The sequence below is a fragment of the Candidatus Oscillochloris fontis genome (genome assembly GCF_004138135.1).
GTDB lineage: Bacteria > Chloroflexota > Chloroflexia > Chloroflexales > Chloroflexaceae > Oscillochloris > Oscillochloris fontis.
In genome coordinates, this window is record NZ_RYFD01000020.1 from 1 (window position 1) to 14,549 (window position 14,549).

The window sequence follows — 14,549 nt, forward strand, 5'->3', positions numbered from 1 at the left end:
AGGGGTCGCGACTGGGACGAAGTCGTAACAAGGTAGCCGTAGCGGAAGCTGCGGCTGGATCACCTCCTTTCTAGGGATAGGCCTATCAACCTATCATCTGGGGTGTCACAACCCCGCACAACCACACTCGATTGGGAAGATGCACCCCCACGGGCGTCGGCAGGAATGCCGGCGCCCGTGGGGTTTTTGGCATGGGCAAAGTTCTTGGGGCTGCGCCCCAAAATGTTTGTTGTTGTTTGGCGGCTTCGCCGCCAAACAACAACAAAATAAAGATCTGCGGGGGCGGCTTGCCGCCCCCGAACCCCCACCAGAGCGGAGCGCACTACCTTCGCGCAATACGTTGGTAGATCGCCTGAAGCATCGCCACCAGCATCTCTGGGGTGAGGTGCGCTGCCTCTACCTCGGCCATGAGCCGGATCTCATCGCCCTGTTGGGTGGCCCAGCGTACCAGGAGTGGCCCCGCTTTCCAGGGTGTCGCCGGCAGGCGCGTCGCGGCGCTGTTGTAGTGCGCTGGGTTGAGTCGCAGACGTAGTGTTACCCGCTGTTGCTGGCTGCGCTTCACCGGTTTCCATTTGGTTTTGCCCGAAATGCTGCCGCGTCGGTTGTGGCCTGGGCGTACCTTGACCCGCTCGCTGATGCGTAGGCGCAGTTCGTTGCCGTCAATCAGGCGCACTTCAAGATCAAGCCAGCGCCGCAAATAGTAGTTGACGATGGTGTTGCTAAGACCCGGCGCGGTGCGGATCAGGTTGGCCGGATCTTCGGTCGGGTTGAGGTCAATCACTCCCACCATGCGCCGCTGCCGCGACAGATCATGCTTGAGGTCGCTCAAGAGCCATGTGGCGAGTGCACAGCGCCCGCTTAGGTCGCTGGGCGGGTGTTCTTCGAGGGCGCGGAGTTGTTTGCCGATCTTGCCTGCATACCACATCATAAAGCCTTCGCCAATGATGGTGATGAAGAAGAAGATCATGTGGATGTTGATGCCGATCAAGAAGCCACCGAAGCCGAGAACGATGATCAGCCCAATGAATATGGATTGCTCGCGGGTGAGTTGTTTGCGCAGGGCTGCATCGGCTTGCACCACAACGGCATTCTCTTGGGCGTAGCTGGCGATGCGGGCAATATGCGGATCGAGGTGGTCAGGGCGCTGGTTGATCGAGATCGGGGGAATGAGGTGTCCGGTTGTCATCGGTTCTCTTCTCCGCTACAATACGCCTCGTGAAACATATCCTCTACACAGCCTTCGATGTGGTGCCGAGCCCCAAAGGCTCTAGCACGCATATTACCGCGTTTGTGCAGGCTTTGGCAATCGCGGGTTATCAGGTCGATCTCTTGACCCCCGGCGATGCCCACTTGCCAGCCCAGGATCACCATGCCGGTGCGCGGCTGTTGCGTGTGGCACTCGATCCGGCGCTAAGTATGTTACGTCGGGCGACGCTTTTTGATGCAGCGGTGGCGGCGCATCTTGCGACCCACACCTACGATCTGGTGCATTTCCGCTCGATCTGGGGCGGGTTGGCGGCGCTGCATGCCCAGCCTCAGTATGGCTACCGCACGCTCTTTGAGGTCAATGGGTTGCCGAGTATTGAGTTGAAGTACCACTACCCCGGCCTCGCCGATGGGAGTAGTGCGGCGGCGGCGCTGATCGCCCAACTGCGGGCGCAAGAGGCTATGCTGATTCGCCAGAGTGATCTGTTGATCACCCCGGCGGCGGTGACGGCAACCTTCTTGGCCAGCCTCGGCGCTGATCCGGCGCGGCTGCGCGTCATCCCGAATGGGGCCACGCCACTTGCCGATGTTCCCCCACCCTTGCAGGGCGATCTCCCGACGCTGCTCTATATCGGCACGCTTGCCGATTGGCAGGGGCTCCATACGCTGATCGCCGCCTTGCCCATGGTGCTGGCGGTGCGCCCGGTGCGGCTGCGGATTGTCGGTTCGGGGCGCTCGCGTCAGCGCCGCGCCCTCGCCAAGCTCGCGGCCAAGTTGGGGGTGAGTGAGGCGGTGCAGGTTGAGGAACCCGTGCCGCACGCCGAGGTGGCCGATCTGATCGCCAGCGCCGACGTGTGTGTGGCTCCGCTTGAGCCGAATGACCGCAATGTCACTCAGGGCTGTTGCCCGATCAAGGTGATCGAGTATATGGCGGCGGCGCGTCCGCTGGTGGCCGCTAACCTGCCGGTGGTGCGCGAGTTGCTGCGTGAGGATGTCGAGGGTCTGCTCGCTATTCCCGGCAACCCCCGCGATCTGGCGCGCTCTATCCTCAGCCTGCTGGATGACCCGGCGCGAGCCGTCGCGATGGGCCAGCGGGCGGCAATGCGCGTGCGCAGTAGCCTGACATGGCAGCACGCCCAGCAGCGCTTGTTGGCGGTGTATGAGCAGGTATTTACGTCAGATAATGCAAAAACTGGGCCGGGGTCAGTACTTTGAGTGACGTGCCTGCAAAATCACCACCGTTACGGGTGACGATCATCTCTATGCCTAGAGCAGCAGCGGAAGATGCCTGGACAGCATCTTCAAAATCTACAATCGAACTAGCTTGGGCTACATTGAGCACCGAAGCATCTACTGGAGCCACACGGAGTGTGGTCAGAATATGTGCGATATGTTGTCGAGCAGCACTGAGTCCTATCTGCTTACGACCGATATACCAGATGGTTGTGACGCTGATCGCTGCAACAAAGCCAATACAGCGTCCTTCCTCACAGGCAATCCATATTGCACGTGCATCAGTCGCAAATGGCTCACGTGCTAACAAAAGATCGAGTAACACATTCGTGTCAATAAGTACACGTATCACGAGTGTTTTTCCATCATTGCCTCAAAGCGAATCCGATCAACCTCTTCGTTGCTAAGCTCCTGATGGGTAGGATTAAAAGCCCCATACAACCGATCCACTGCGCTTTCATGTATGGTATTTGGCGAGACATCTATTTTGCTGAATTCGGCATTCAGCGCACGGCTTAGGGTATCGAGCAGCAGTAGTTGCTCGCGAGTTGTAAGTCGCGGGATTTCGATCAGCATCTCTTGGAGAGTCATCTTCTGCATACCTCCTTTCCCATTTTAGTCACTGTATGGTACAGGTGGCAGTATAGCACTTCTTCCCGCTGAAACCCGTATTTATCCAACACATGCTATACTGCCCTCCATTATCCTCTGGTGTATAAGGGTCTTTTTCTATGTCCGCATCCCAATTACCGCTGGCGCTGGTACAGCACCACGCCAATCGCCAACTCTTTGCCGACCGTTACCTCAATGAGACGTTGCCGCGCCGTGATGCGTGGCGCGATCTGATTGCTGAGGCGACGCCGGTGTTGGCGCAGGTGCGGGCGATCTTGGCCGCTTTTACGCCTTCTTCTAATGAAAGCCAGACCGAGCGTGAGGTGGTGCGCCCGGTGCTGGAACTGCTCGGCCATACGTTTGAGGTGCAGGCGAGCCTGCGTACCCCCAAGGGCACCAAAAAGCCCGATTATCTCTTCTATACCGATCAGGCGGCGCTGCTGGCGAATAAGAACCGGGTCGTGATGGCGGAGGATCTGGGGGCGGCGTTTGCGGTGGGTGATGCCAAGTATTGGGAGCGCCGCCTTGATGTCTCTAGCCAGGGTGAGCATGATGAGATCAATCGCGTGCCATCCGATCAGATGGCGTTCTATATGCGCCATACCAGAGTGGCCTGGGGTATCCTGACCAATGGGCGATGTTGGCGGCTCTACCACCACGAGTCGGTCGAGCGCCAGGATCGCTTCTATGAGGTTGATCTGAAGGATCTGGCCGAGGCGAATGATCCAGAGGCGTTCCTCTATTTCTATGCCTTCTTCCGCCGCGCTGCCTTTGCTCCGGCCCTGCCGGAGACACTGACGCTCGCTGCGATGCTGCGCGAGAGTGTGGATTATGCACGCGGCCTCTCCGAATCGCTCAAGTTGCAGGTCTTTGATGCGCTGCGCCATATCGCCCAGGGGTTGCTCGATTATCCACGAAACCGCCTGGAGCCGACCGCCGAGCATCTGGCCCAGATCTACGCGCATAGCCTGATTGTCCTCTATCGGCTGCTCTTTATCCTCTATGCCGAGGCGCGTGAGTTGTTGCCGCTGCGCGAGAGCCTTGCGTATCGCGAGCAGTATAGTCTCTATGCGCTGGTACGCGAAGTGGTGCGCCGTCTGAATAGCGGAATGACGCTGCTGGCCGATACCGGGCAGACCTGGGCGCGGCTGAATGATCTCTTTACGATCATCAATCTGGGTAGCCCGCCGCTCAAGGTGGCGACGTTTAATGGCGGGCTGTTTGATCCCCAACGCCATGCGTTTCTGGATCGCTATACGGTCGGTGATGCCCAACTTCAGCGGGCGTTGGAGAAGTTGGCGCGGGTACTCAATCCGCAGACGGGGTTGCACGAGTTTATTGATTACCGCGACCTCGCCGAGCGCCACTTGGGCACGATCTATGAGGGCTTGCTCGAATATCATCTGGTGCCGGTGGAGCGCGGCGCGGATGGCCTGAGTATCGAGTTGGTCAATGCGAAGGGCGAACGCCATCGCACTGGTTCCTACTATACGCCCGATTTTGTGGTGCAGTATATTGTTGAACAGACCCTCGCCCCGGCGCTTGATGCCGCGCTGCGCGGCAAGCAGGGCGATGCGGAGCAGATCGCGGCGGTGCTGGGGGTCAACTGTGTTGATCCGGCCATGGGCAGTGGCCACTTCCTGGTGGCAGCGACCGAGTATATGGCGCGCTCCTTGGTTGATCTGGGGGTGCTGCCGCCCGCCGAGGCGGGTGACGAGGCCGATCTGGCCTACTGGAAGCGCCGCGTGGCCCAGAACTGTATCTACGGGGTGGATCTCAATCCGCTGGCGGTGGATCTGGCTAAACTCTCGCTGTGGCTCGCCACGGCGGCCAAGGGGCGTCCGCTCTCGTTCCTCGATCACCACCTGCGCTGTGGCAATGCCCTGGTAGGAACGCGGGCCACCGAGTTGACGCATGCGCTTGCACCCAAGCCGAATAAGCGCCGCAAGCAGGTTGCCGCTGCCGAGAATGGCCAACTCAGCCTGCTGGATGACCCGGCGTTTGCCGGGGCGATGATGAGCGCGGTGGGTAGTATGTGGCTGATCGAGGGCAGCGCCGGGCGCACCGTGGATGATGTCAAGGAGCAGGAGCGCATCTATGAGCAGGTGCGGGCGGGCTTGACCGAGCGCTTTGCGGTGCAGGCCGATCTGGTAACGGCATCCGGGTTTGGGTTGGCTCCAGATCGCAGCCTGTGGCGTTCATTGGCCGAGTATGCCAGCCAGCGCGAGAACGGGACGTTCGCTACCCCCGCCTTTGAGCGCCCGTTGGCCGATCTAGTTGCGTTGCGCCAACGTCAACGCTTCTTCCACTGGGATCTGGAGTTTCCCGAAATCTTCTACGACCGCCACGGCCATCCGTTGGGTGATGCGGCGGGCTTTGATGTGGTCTTTGGCAACCCGCCCTACGTGCGCCAGGAAGAACTCAGCCCGCTCAAGATCTATTTTGAACACGCCTTCGCCGCCACCTATAGCGGTACCGCCGATCTCTTTGTCTACTTCTTCCACCAGGGGATTAAGTTGCTGCGGGCGGGTGGGGTGTTGGGGTATATCAGTAGTAACTCCTGGCTGCGCGCCAACTACGCTACCCCGCTGCGGGCCTTCTTGCGCGAAACGGTGACGATTGAGCAACTGATTGATCTGGGCGATAACCGTATCTTTACCGATGCGCCCGATGTCTATCCGGCCATCCCGTTGGTGCGCAAGATCGCACCGCCTGCCGAGCATATCGCTCAAGTGGCCACCTTTAGCCGGGGCGAAGGTGTCAAGGAATTTGCCGACCAAGTGGCGGCTAAGCTGGCTCCGGTGCGGATTGATGATCAGTCGGATAGTGGCTGGCAGATTGGTGGGGATGATCTGCGGCGGGTGTTTCTGAAGCTGACAGAGCAGGGAATACCCTTAGAAACATGTGTAGATGGAAGAATCTACTACGGGATCAAGACGGGTGCAAATGATGTCTTTATTATTGACAGTAGCCAACGCGAACAGATCGTGAAGGATGACCCGCGATCTGAGGAGATTATTAAACCGCTGCTGCAAGGTGAAGATCTGCGTCCGTGGTATCAGGAAGATGAGGGGCGTTGGTTGATTCTCTTCCCAGCCCAATGGACGGAAACCACCTTTGGGCCAGGGTTAGATGAAGCTACCGCATGGACAAAGCTGTGTGAACGCTACCCATCCATTGCGGCATATCTTGAGCCGTTTGCGGCTGAGGCAACGGCGCGTAGTGATAAGGGCGATTATTGGTGGGAGTTGCGTGCTTGTAGTTACTATGATGTGTTTACAAAACCACGTATCTATTGGCCCGATATTGCCAAATTCCCAAGATTTTCTTGGGACACTAGCAACACCTATCTAGTCAACACCGGCTATATTGCAACCGTTGATGATCCTTGGATACTTGGGTATCTATCATCGCGGTGTGCATGGTTTCTCATATCACATACTGCGGCAAGTCTTGGTGAACGTGCTGGAGTAACACGTTATCGCCTCATTGATCAGTACATGCGCCCACTCCCCATCCCCGACGCCCCGGCAGCCGAACGCGAAGCCATCGGCGCACTGGCGCTGCGCATCAGTGAGGCGGCCAAAGTGCGCTACGCCCTGCACCGGCGGGTACGCAAGCGCATCAGCAGCGACCTGGGGGGCGGGAAGAAGCTCAACCAGCGCCTAACTGCGTGGTGGGATTTGGATTTCGCCGGTTTCCGCAGCGAAGTGCAGAAGGTCTTTAAGCGCGACATTGCGCTAAAAGAGCGCGACGAGTGGGAAGAATGGCTGAGCCTCCAGTGTGCGGCACACCGCCAACACAGCGCCGCGATCATCGCCGGGGAGCGCGAACTGAATGCACGGGTGTACCACCTCTTCGACCTAACGCCGGACGAGATCGCGCTGATCGAGGCGCATACCAAATATGGGTATGGTGAGGTGTAAGGTGTTCCATAGCGAGCGTGCTATACTGATTCCAGCATACATTCAGGCGCGATACGTGGTATGTACGAACTTTGCACGGAGGTTGAACGATGAGCGACATTGTTGAGATTGATGAGCGAGGCATCATTCAGCTACCAAGCGACCTGCTAACATTTGTGAAGCCGCGCACCCGCTTTGTGCTCGAAGTGCAAGGCAAGACTCTGGTATTACATCCGATAACCGATCTGCCGTTTTGGCAGATCGCAACCCCGCAAGAGCGGGCTGAGGCTGCGCGGCACTGGGCTGCGCTTGAGCGACCAGTAGCTCCGCCTATCCCTGATGTAGCCTTGCATCGTGATCAAATGTACGACTGATGACTACCTATCTCTGTTCGTCCTCTGCGTACCTCTGTGTCCTCTGCGGTTAATCTGGTTCACCACAGAGAACGCGGAGGAGCGCAGAGAGATAGCGTGCTATGCTGATTCCAGCATATTACGCAGCAAAATCAAAAACAGGCGCACGCATGATCTTCTTTGGGGTAGCCCGTGATTGAAGAAGCACATGAATACGCTCCACGGTTTCAGGCGCAAATAATCGTTCACCTGTTTCGGTATTGACCCGTGCAGGAACGTGTTCAATAACAATGATTTCATCGCCAAGCTCAAGAATATAGGTAACTTCTTGAACCTCGAATGGCTCATTCCAATCAAATGGTATCATTTCGCTCCCCTCCGTATGCGGTTGTGCTCCCATCGCCGAGGATCTGGCTCATACATGGTGATAATTTTCAGGAGTGGACGTGACGGGTAACTACATTGAATATGGATTGGTCGGTGGTGGGCGGTAAAACCGAGCAATAAGACACTCGGACCATATTTATCATACGGATAATCCTCGATAATTTCTGCGGTTGCTATCGCTTCTTTCAGTTCTTGAAGCGTAATAGACCGGAGAATGCTTTGAGTTAGGGCATGTTCAGAAAATTCATAGGCGTTGCGGAGTATTTTATCGTGTATGGCTTGGATCATCGCTGGTATTCTTGATCGTTCTCATTGCCTGAATACCGTATAATGATACCACAGTGAACGATTGCTATCCAATGGTGGTGCCAGACTTTACTTTGCCCATGCCCTATTCCCTCCCTCCGTAACTATTCACACTTCTCCTAGCCTCCAGGTTTTGACGCAAAGACGCCAAGACGCAAAGCCTTCAATAAAACCTTCGCGCCTTTGCGTGAACAATAGCGTTTCTTTTACCCCAAGTGTGAACAGTTACCTCCCTCCCCACCTTGCACCAGTGCCGCGCCCAGAGTATACTGGCGCTTCAGTGTGCCGTATGCGAACGAGAAAGAACCATGAAACTTGCAATCATTGGGTTGGCGAACAGCGGAAAGACCACCGTCTTTAACGCGCTGACCCGTAGTACCATTGAGACCGCCGCCTTCTCTTCGGGGCAGATGGAGCCTAATCTGGCGATGGTGAAGGTGCCCGATCAGCGGCTTGAGGTGCTGGCGCAGATGTTTAAGCCGCGCAAAGTGACCTATGCCGATGTGCAGTATGTGGATGTGGCCGGGATTAGTGGTGGGGATGGCCAGGGCGGCGGGTTGCCCCCGGCGTTGCTCAACTATCTCGGTACTGCCGATGCGTTGGTGCATGTGGTACGCGCCTTTGCCGATGAGGCGGTGGCGCATCCGAATGGCTCGGTTAATCCTGTGCGTGACGTGGCGACGGTGGATCTGGAGCTCTCCTTCTCGGATCTGGCGATCATCGAGAAGCGTCTGGTACGCCTGAATGCCGAGATTACCAAGATGGCCACCAAGGATAAGGAGTTACGCCTCGCCGAGCGCGATTTGCTGGTGCGTCTCCAGGCGGCGTTGGAGGCCGAGACGCCGATCCGCAATGTGGAGATGAGTGAGGAGGAGGAGCGCATGATTCGCGGCTTCCAGTTCCTCACGGCCAAGCCGATGTTGATCGCGCTGAATGTGGGTGAGGATGCGATCAATAACCCGCCCAGTATTGAGTACCCCTTCCGCCATAGTGCGGTGGTGGCGTTGTGCGGCAAGATCGAGGCCGAGTTGGCGCAGCTCGATGATGCCGATACCGAGTCCTTTATGGCCGATCTGGGTATTAGTGCCCCGGCGCGTGATGTGGTCATCCAGCGCTCCTACGAACTGCTCGGCTTGATCAGTTTCCTGACCGCAGGCGAGGATGAGGTGCGCGCATGGCCGATCCGCCGCAATACTCCGGCGGTTGAGGCGGCGGGTACCATCCACTCCGATATTCAGCGCGGCTTCATTCGGGCTGAGACGGTCGCCTATACCGATCTGATCAGTGCCGGGGGGATGACCGAGGCGAAGAAGGTGGGGACGGTGCGCCTTGAGGGCAAGACCTATATCGTCCAGGATGGCGATATTTGTCATTTCCGATTTAATAAGTAGGGATTCGTTGTTGTTGTGTGGCGGCAAAGCCGCCACACAACAACAACGAATCATCGGGTTAGGGGTTGACCCCAATCTCCGCTAACGCCTCATCGGGGTCAATCAGGTTAGCAGGCCCCGCGATCTTCCCCCGGATCGTTTCGAGACCCAGGCCCAGCCCCTGGATCGCTGCCACCAGTGCATCCTCGTGGTCGCGGTGGGTGATGAAGACCACCGTCGGCCCGGTGTCGGTCGAGGCGTAGACCGGTATTCCCCGCTCGCGCAGATCGTTGCACATGCGGAAGAGCGTGATATTCTCCGGCTCCCAGCCGACCAGTTTGTTCTCGCGGCTGCCCGACATGGTGATACCGTGGAGGCGCATGCTGTCCATCTCGGCCAACTGCCCCACCGTGCGCCAGTCCCCACCGCGAATCGCCGCTAGACACTCGATAATCTCGTCGGAGCGGCTCTGCATCCAACTGCGGAAGAGGCTACTCTCTGGCGCGTCATGGTGCGCCGACTCGGTCTTCAGGCCGATGCTCGAGTCAATCGGCACCGTCACCAGGCTGACATGTTCCATCTGGCCTTCACCGTCCAAACGCACGGCGAAGCTGTCGGCGTGGCTGAGGCTGGGGTAGCTCAACCAGAGCGCGAGGCCGCCAGCGGCACTGCGGCAGCCCGATCCGGCCAGGAGGCGGGCGAAGCAACTCAGGAAGCGCCGGTTGCTGGCCAGTTCGGGGCCATAGAGGGCGGCCAACGCCGCAGCGGCCAGCGCCGCACTCGCCGAGGCGCTGGTGCCTAAGCCCTTGCCCGCCACCCGCGACTGAAGCACGTTGCGTGACATCACGCGGGCACGAGTCTGGCAGCCGGTGAGTTCGCGTACCGCATTGAGCGTCTGCACCACCCGATCCAGATCGCGGCCAGTGGCGGTGATCCCACCAATCTCGGCGCAGTCGGCCTCCAGATCGGGGTCAAATTCGACATAGGTGGTGGTGTGGGCGGCACTATTATTGAGCGAGATCGAAGGCAGGTAGGCGATGCGGTAATGCCAATCGCTGAGGCCGTGGTACTTGAGGACACCCTGCATCGGATAGGCGCGGGCGGCAGCACGTCCGGTTGGGCGCGGATCGGGGATACGCTCCGGGTAGGGTTCATAATGAACCCCGTGCTCGGCCAGAGCGGCCAGAATACGCTCGTGGCCAGTGCGCATCACCTCCAACATGTCGGAAAAGCCTACGGGGAGTGTGGTGGTTGTCATAGTTTCAGGAAGAGGTGCGGGCCAGCAGCAAGCCACCCGCACCCCGACAATCAGCGGCGCTCGTAGTTGGGAGCCTCTTTGGTAATCGTCACGTCGTGGGGGTGGCTTTCGATCTGCCCGGCCATGGTGATGCGGATGAAGCGCGCTTCACTGCGCAGCGCCTCAACATCCTTCGCCCCCACATAGCCCATACCGGCGCGTAGCCCACCAACCAACTGGAAGACCGTATCGCCCAGAGGGCCTTTGTAGGCCACCATGCCCTCGATCCCCTCCGCCACCAGCTTCTTGCCCTCGCCACCCTGGAAGTAGCGGTCGCCCGATCCCTTGCGCATCGCCCCGATGCTGCCCATGCCACGGTAGGACTTGTAGCTACGTCCTTCATAGAGGATCGTCTCACCGGGGCTTTCTTCGGTACCGGCAAAGAGCGACCCGATCATCACACTATGCGCCCCGGCTCCAATCGCCTTGGGGATGTCGCCGGAGTACTTGATCCCACCATCGGCAATGATCGGAACCCCATGGCGCTCGGCGGCGCGGGCACAATCCATCACGGCGGTAATCTGGGGCATGCCGGAGCCAGTCACCACGCGAGTCGTACAGATCGAGCCGGGGCCTTGGCCGACCTTGACCCCATCCACGCCGCGCTCGATCAGTGCAATTGTGGCACTCGCGGTCGAGACATTCCCGGCAATAAGCTGCATATCAGGGAAGGTCTCGCGCAGCCGCAACACCGCATCGAGAACCCCTTTGGAATGCCCGTGGGCGGTGTCAATCGTGAGCACATCTGCGCCAGCACGGGCGAGCGCGGCGGCACGTTCAATAAAATCGCCACCCGCACCTACCGCCGCCCCTACCCGCAGGCGACCCTGCTCATCCTTACAGGCGTTGGGGTGCTCAATCTGCTTCATGATGTCCTTGACCGTAATCATGCCGCTGAGCTTCCCCCGACTATTCACCACCAACACCTTCTCGATGCGATGGCGATTGAGCACCGCCTTGGCCTGTTCAAGCGTCGTACCCTCCGGCACCGTGACCAGATTCTTACTCGTCATCAGTTCGCTGATCGGGCGCGAACGATCCGTCTCAAAGCGCAGATCGCGGTTGGTGAGAATACCAACCAGATCATTATCGCCGGTACAGATCGGCACGCCACTGATGCGGTACTCCGCCATGAGGTCAAGCGCATCCCCGACCGTCTTATCGGGCGGCAAGGTGATCGGGTCGGTAATCATCCCACTCTCAGAGCGCTTCACCTTACGCACCATCTCGGCCTGAGCCTCGATAGACATATTCTTATGAATAAAACCGATCCCACCCTCACGCGCCAGCGCAATGGCGAGGCGATGCTCGGAGACCGTATCCATCGCCGCGCTCACAATCGGAATGTTCATGCGCACCTTGCGGGTGAGCCACGTACTCACATCAACCTGAGCGGGCAGCACCCCCGACTCAGCCGGGATGAGGAGCACATCATCAAACGTCAGACCCTCACGGGCGAACTTATCTTCCCACTCGATGCTCATTCAGGTTCCTCCGTAGTGGGCGCGCCAACGCTCGCCCTGCGAGTGATGAGTTACAAAAAGCCCCCGCGCAATAGAGGGGCGCAGGGGGCAGCGGCGGCAGCTTCTCGGATGTCGGTCGCATCTCTTCGACCCTATTGCGTACAGGTACCGAAGATGTGTCCGGTACTATACCCCGCGATGCGCGGATCGTCAACTTTTGTGACGGGCAGCCTCCCCATTGGGGCACAAAGTGGCATAAATTTCACCCTAACATAACGCTATTTGACTATATAATAGATATACAAGAGGAATAAATTGGCGGTAGAGACGGCCCGCCGGGCCGTCTCTACCGCTGCACACAACCTATAAAAAAGGATGGACTATGGCTGCTATGGTACTGGATGGCCGGGCGCTGGCCCGTGAGATGCGCGAAGATCTAAGTTTGCGGGTCGCGGCGTATGTGGCGCAACACCACCACACCCCCACGTTGGGGGTCATCCACGTCTATGGTGATCGTTCAGCCGAGCGCTATGTGCGCAGCCTACAAATCTCGTGTAACCGAGTGGGGATGAACTTCAAGTACTACCTGCTCCACCACACCGCCACCCAGCGCGAACTTGAGAGCGCGATCTATACCTTCAGTGCCGATCTGAATGTGGATGGCATTATCATCCAGATGCCCTTGCCGATCAAATATGACAGTGCCGCAGCCGTAGCACAGCTTGATCACCGCAAAGATATTGATGGTGTCCACCCGATCAACGTGGGTCTGCTCAATCAGAACAAGCCCAGCTTGGTGCCGAATACACCCGCCGGTGGCATGCTGATTCTCGAACGCTACGGGATCGAACTTGCCGGACGCGATGCGGTGGTGATCGGGCGCAGCGCCATCGTGGGTGGTCCGATGTCTACCATGCTGCTCAACGCCGAAGCGACGGTCGAGATCTGCCACCGCGCCACGCGCAACCTCGCCGATAAGGTGCGGCGCGCTGATGTTGTGGTGACTGCCGCCGGGAAGATCGGGCTGGTGACGGGGGAGATGCTCAAGCCGGGTGCGACGGTGATTGACTTCGGGATTAACGTGCGCTCCGATAATACCATCTGTGGTGACGTGGACTACGCGAGTGCCTTCGAGGTGGCCGGGGCGATCACGCCGGTACCGGGGGGCACCGGGCCAGTTACGACGATGGTGCTGCTGGATAACGTGCTCAAGGCGGCAATCGTGACCCACGTTGATATTGATGAAGATATGGCTCAGTGTTGAGTGTTGCTACAGGTGTTGGGGTTCACCGCCGAGAGCCATCTGGGTTGTGCAATCTCATCGAATAGTCTATCATCCCTGGCTAGAAGATTGTGCGCTTTTAGCCAGGGAGCAAATTCATGCCCCCCTCCATTAGCCTCACCCAGAAAGCCCAGGGCATCTTCCAGATCTTTCGGCCTGAACTACCCACCGCCGCCGGTGTGTGCGTTTTGCTCGGCGAGGTTCTGGCCCTGGGTGCAATGCCCCCGCTGCCTGCGCTTGGATTCGGTTTTGCCTGCGGATTCTTGCTCTCCGGCTCTGCGCTGATCACCAACGACTATTTTGACCTTGAGGTGGATCGGATCAATGCACCGCAACGTCCGCTACCCGCCGGGATTTTGACGCCATTCGAGGTGATGGTGCTCGGCCTCATCACGGCGCTTCTCGGTCTGGCTGCCGCATCTGCGTTCGGCTTGCTGGCCTTCGGGTTGAGCCTGATCATCTGGCTGCTCGGTTTCCTCTACAACTGGCGGCTGAAGGCGGCGGGCCTGTGGGGCAACCTCATCGTGGCGCTATCAGTGGGCATTACCTTTGTTCTCGGTGGCATCATCGTGGGCCACCCCTGGAACACCACCGTTTGGACGTTCGCATTGATCGCGCTCGTCTTTGATTTGGCAGAAGAGATCGCTGGCGATGCGATGGACGCCGAAGGTGATCGGCAACGCGCCTCGCATTCGCTGGCCTTGCTCTATGGGCGAGCGACTGCCCTGCGGATCTCTGCGGCCCTCTTTGGTTTTGTGGTGCTATTGACGCTCTTTCCGTGGGGTGCGTTGGGGTTGGCCTACCGTATTCCGATCCTCATCACCGACCTGCTGATCGGCTTTTTTGTCATCCGGCTTCTGCGCAGCCAGACACCCACCGCAGGTCGCCGTGCCATGCGGGGCCTCTACCTGAGCGGTTCGCTGGGGTTGCTGGCATTTCTGGTTGGTGTGCTGGTGGGGGTGTAGGGTAAAGCCTGAGGGCCAGAACCATCACTAGGATGATCCTGGCCCTCCGTGTTGCAGTGCCGTAACGAGTGGAGCCAATGCGGGGGCTCGAACCCCGGACCTGCTGTTTACGAAACAGCTGCTCTACCAACTGAGCTACATTGGCGCGGACGGCACGTATTGTAGCGGAA

The 14,549-nt window shown here is 58.6% G+C and carries 13 protein-coding genes, 1 tRNA gene and 1 rRNA gene; 7 read left to right on the forward strand and 8 right to left on the reverse strand.

Features of this window, described 5'->3' with window-relative positions; all coding sequences use genetic code 11:
- Positions 1-70, forward strand: a 16S ribosomal RNA gene (locus EKD03_RS09300); the annotation flags it as partial.
- A 252-nt stretch (positions 71-322) separates the two neighbouring features.
- Here the strand turns inward: EKD03_RS09300 and EKD03_RS09305 are convergent.
- Entirely contained in the window at positions 323-1,186 is an 864-nt protein-coding gene (locus EKD03_RS09305; RefSeq protein WP_129629873.1) for a hypothetical protein, read from the reverse strand.
- A gap of 62 nt (positions 1,187-1,248) precedes the next feature.
- Here EKD03_RS09305 and EKD03_RS09310 point away from each other — a divergent pair, with 62 nt between their 5' ends.
- Positions 1,249-2,421 (forward strand): glycosyltransferase family 4 protein, encoded by a 1,173-nt coding sequence (locus EKD03_RS09310; protein ID WP_274542408.1) that lies wholly within the window; start codon positions 1,249-1,251, stop codon positions 2,419-2,421.
- Here the strand turns inward: EKD03_RS09310 and EKD03_RS09315 are convergent.
- Both EKD03_RS09315 and EKD03_RS09320 read right to left on the reverse strand, forming a co-directional pair.
- Positions 2,378-2,791 (reverse strand): type II toxin-antitoxin system VapC family toxin, encoded by a 414-nt coding sequence (locus EKD03_RS09315; RefSeq protein WP_129629877.1) that lies wholly within the window; start codon positions 2,789-2,791, stop codon positions 2,378-2,380. The genes EKD03_RS09310 and EKD03_RS09315 overlap by 44 nt on opposite strands.
- Complete coding sequence (locus EKD03_RS09320; protein ID WP_129629878.1) at positions 2,788-3,039, reverse strand: hypothetical protein; 252 nt, start codon at positions 3,037-3,039, stop codon at positions 2,788-2,790. Before EKD03_RS09320 ends, EKD03_RS09315 begins: the two co-directional genes overlap by 4 nt.
- 131 nt (positions 3,040-3,170) lie before the next feature.
- On the opposite strand from EKD03_RS09320, the gene EKD03_RS09325 reads away from it, so the two are divergent.
- Both EKD03_RS09325 and EKD03_RS09330 read left to right on the forward strand, forming a co-directional pair.
- Entirely contained in the window at positions 3,171-6,977 is a 3,807-nt protein-coding gene (locus EKD03_RS09325) for an Eco57I restriction-modification methylase domain-containing protein (RefSeq protein WP_129629880.1), read from the forward strand.
- An 89-nt stretch (positions 6,978-7,066) separates the two neighbouring features.
- On the forward strand, positions 7,067-7,330 hold the full coding sequence (locus EKD03_RS09330) for a hypothetical protein (RefSeq protein WP_129629882.1): 264 nt from the start codon (positions 7,067-7,069) through the stop codon (positions 7,328-7,330).
- Between the two features lie 118 nt (positions 7,331-7,448).
- On the opposite strand, the gene EKD03_RS09335 is transcribed toward EKD03_RS09330, so the two are convergent.
- Both EKD03_RS09335 and EKD03_RS09340 read right to left on the reverse strand, forming a co-directional pair.
- A complete protein-coding gene (locus EKD03_RS09335; RefSeq protein ID WP_129629884.1) occupies positions 7,449-7,676 on the reverse strand; it encodes a hypothetical protein in 228 nt (75 codons plus the stop codon).
- The gene (locus EKD03_RS09340; protein WP_129629886.1) at positions 7,673-7,984 is read right to left on the reverse strand and encodes a DUF4258 domain-containing protein; all 312 of its coding nucleotides are present in this window, start codon (positions 7,982-7,984) and stop codon (positions 7,673-7,675) included. Before EKD03_RS09340 ends, EKD03_RS09335 begins: the two co-directional genes overlap by 4 nt.
- A gap of 326 nt (positions 7,985-8,310) precedes the next feature.
- On the opposite strand from EKD03_RS09340, the gene ychF reads away from it, so the two are divergent.
- Positions 8,311-9,393, forward strand: coding sequence for a redox-regulated ATPase YchF (gene ychF / locus EKD03_RS09345; RefSeq protein ID WP_129629888.1), 1,083 nt, complete (start codon positions 8,311-8,313; stop codon positions 9,391-9,393).
- A gap of 58 nt (positions 9,394-9,451) precedes the next feature.
- Here the strand turns inward: ychF and EKD03_RS09350 are convergent, their stop codons facing one another.
- Together EKD03_RS09350 and guaB are read right to left on the reverse strand one after the other, a co-directional pair.
- Positions 9,452-10,630 (reverse strand): diphosphomevalonate decarboxylase, encoded by a 1,179-nt coding sequence (locus EKD03_RS09350; RefSeq protein ID WP_129629890.1) that lies wholly within the window; start codon positions 10,628-10,630, stop codon positions 9,452-9,454.
- 50 nt (positions 10,631-10,680) lie between these two features.
- A complete protein-coding gene (gene guaB / locus EKD03_RS09355) occupies positions 10,681-12,153 on the reverse strand; it encodes an IMP dehydrogenase (RefSeq protein WP_129629892.1) in 1,473 nt (490 codons plus the stop codon).
- Between the two features lie 361 nt (positions 12,154-12,514).
- Here guaB and EKD03_RS09360 point away from each other — a divergent pair, with 361 nt between their 5' ends.
- Together EKD03_RS09360 and EKD03_RS09365 are read left to right on the forward strand one after the other, a co-directional pair.
- Positions 12,515-13,396 carry a bifunctional 5,10-methylenetetrahydrofolate dehydrogenase/5,10-methenyltetrahydrofolate cyclohydrolase gene (locus tag EKD03_RS09360; protein ID WP_129629894.1) on the forward strand — a complete coding sequence of 294 codons (882 nt, stop codon included), beginning with the start codon at positions 12,515-12,517 and terminating at the stop codon, positions 13,394-13,396.
- Positions 13,397-13,512: 116 nt separating this feature from the next.
- Positions 13,513-14,379, forward strand: a complete 867-nt coding sequence (locus tag EKD03_RS09365; protein WP_129629896.1) for a UbiA family prenyltransferase — start codon at positions 13,513-13,515, stop codon at positions 14,377-14,379.
- A gap of 69 nt (positions 14,380-14,448) precedes the next feature.
- Here EKD03_RS09365 and EKD03_RS09370 read toward each other — a convergent pair.
- Positions 14,449-14,524 (reverse strand) — tRNA-Thr (locus tag EKD03_RS09370).
- Positions 14,525-14,549: the final 25 nt, after the last annotated feature.

Excerpts from the sequence above, each read along its gene's own strand:
- EKD03_RS09325 (WP_129629880.1), top strand. The coding sequence starts at position 3,171 with ATGTCCGCATCCCAATTACCGCTGGCGCTGGTACAGCACCACGCCAAT.
- EKD03_RS09365 (WP_129629896.1), top strand. The coding sequence starts at position 13,513 with ATGCCCCCCTCCATTAGCCTCACCCAGAAAGCCCAGGGCATCTTCCAG.
- EKD03_RS09320 (WP_129629878.1), bottom strand. The coding sequence starts at position 3,039 with ATGCAGAAGATGACTCTCCAAGAGATGCTGATCGAAATCCCGCGACTT.
- guaB (WP_129629892.1), bottom strand. The coding sequence starts at position 12,153 with ATGAGCATCGAGTGGGAAGATAAGTTCGCCCGTGAGGGTCTGACGTTT.
- EKD03_RS09305 (WP_129629873.1), bottom strand. The coding sequence starts at position 1,186 with ATGACAACCGGACACCTCATTCCCCCGATCTCGATCAACCAGCGCCCT.
- EKD03_RS09330 (WP_129629882.1), top strand. The coding sequence starts at position 7,067 with ATGAGCGACATTGTTGAGATTGATGAGCGAGGCATCATTCAGCTACCA.
- EKD03_RS09360 (WP_129629894.1), top strand. The coding sequence starts at position 12,515 with ATGGCTGCTATGGTACTGGATGGCCGGGCGCTGGCCCGTGAGATGCGC.
- EKD03_RS09350 (WP_129629890.1), bottom strand. The coding sequence starts at position 10,630 with ATGACAACCACCACACTCCCCGTAGGCTTTTCCGACATGTTGGAGGTG.
- EKD03_RS09335 (WP_129629884.1), bottom strand. The coding sequence starts at position 7,676 with ATGATACCATTTGATTGGAATGAGCCATTCGAGGTTCAAGAAGTTACC.
- EKD03_RS09340 (WP_129629886.1), bottom strand. The coding sequence starts at position 7,984 with ATGATCCAAGCCATACACGATAAAATACTCCGCAACGCCTATGAATTT.
- ychF (WP_129629888.1), top strand. The coding sequence starts at position 8,311 with ATGAAACTTGCAATCATTGGGTTGGCGAACAGCGGAAAGACCACCGTC.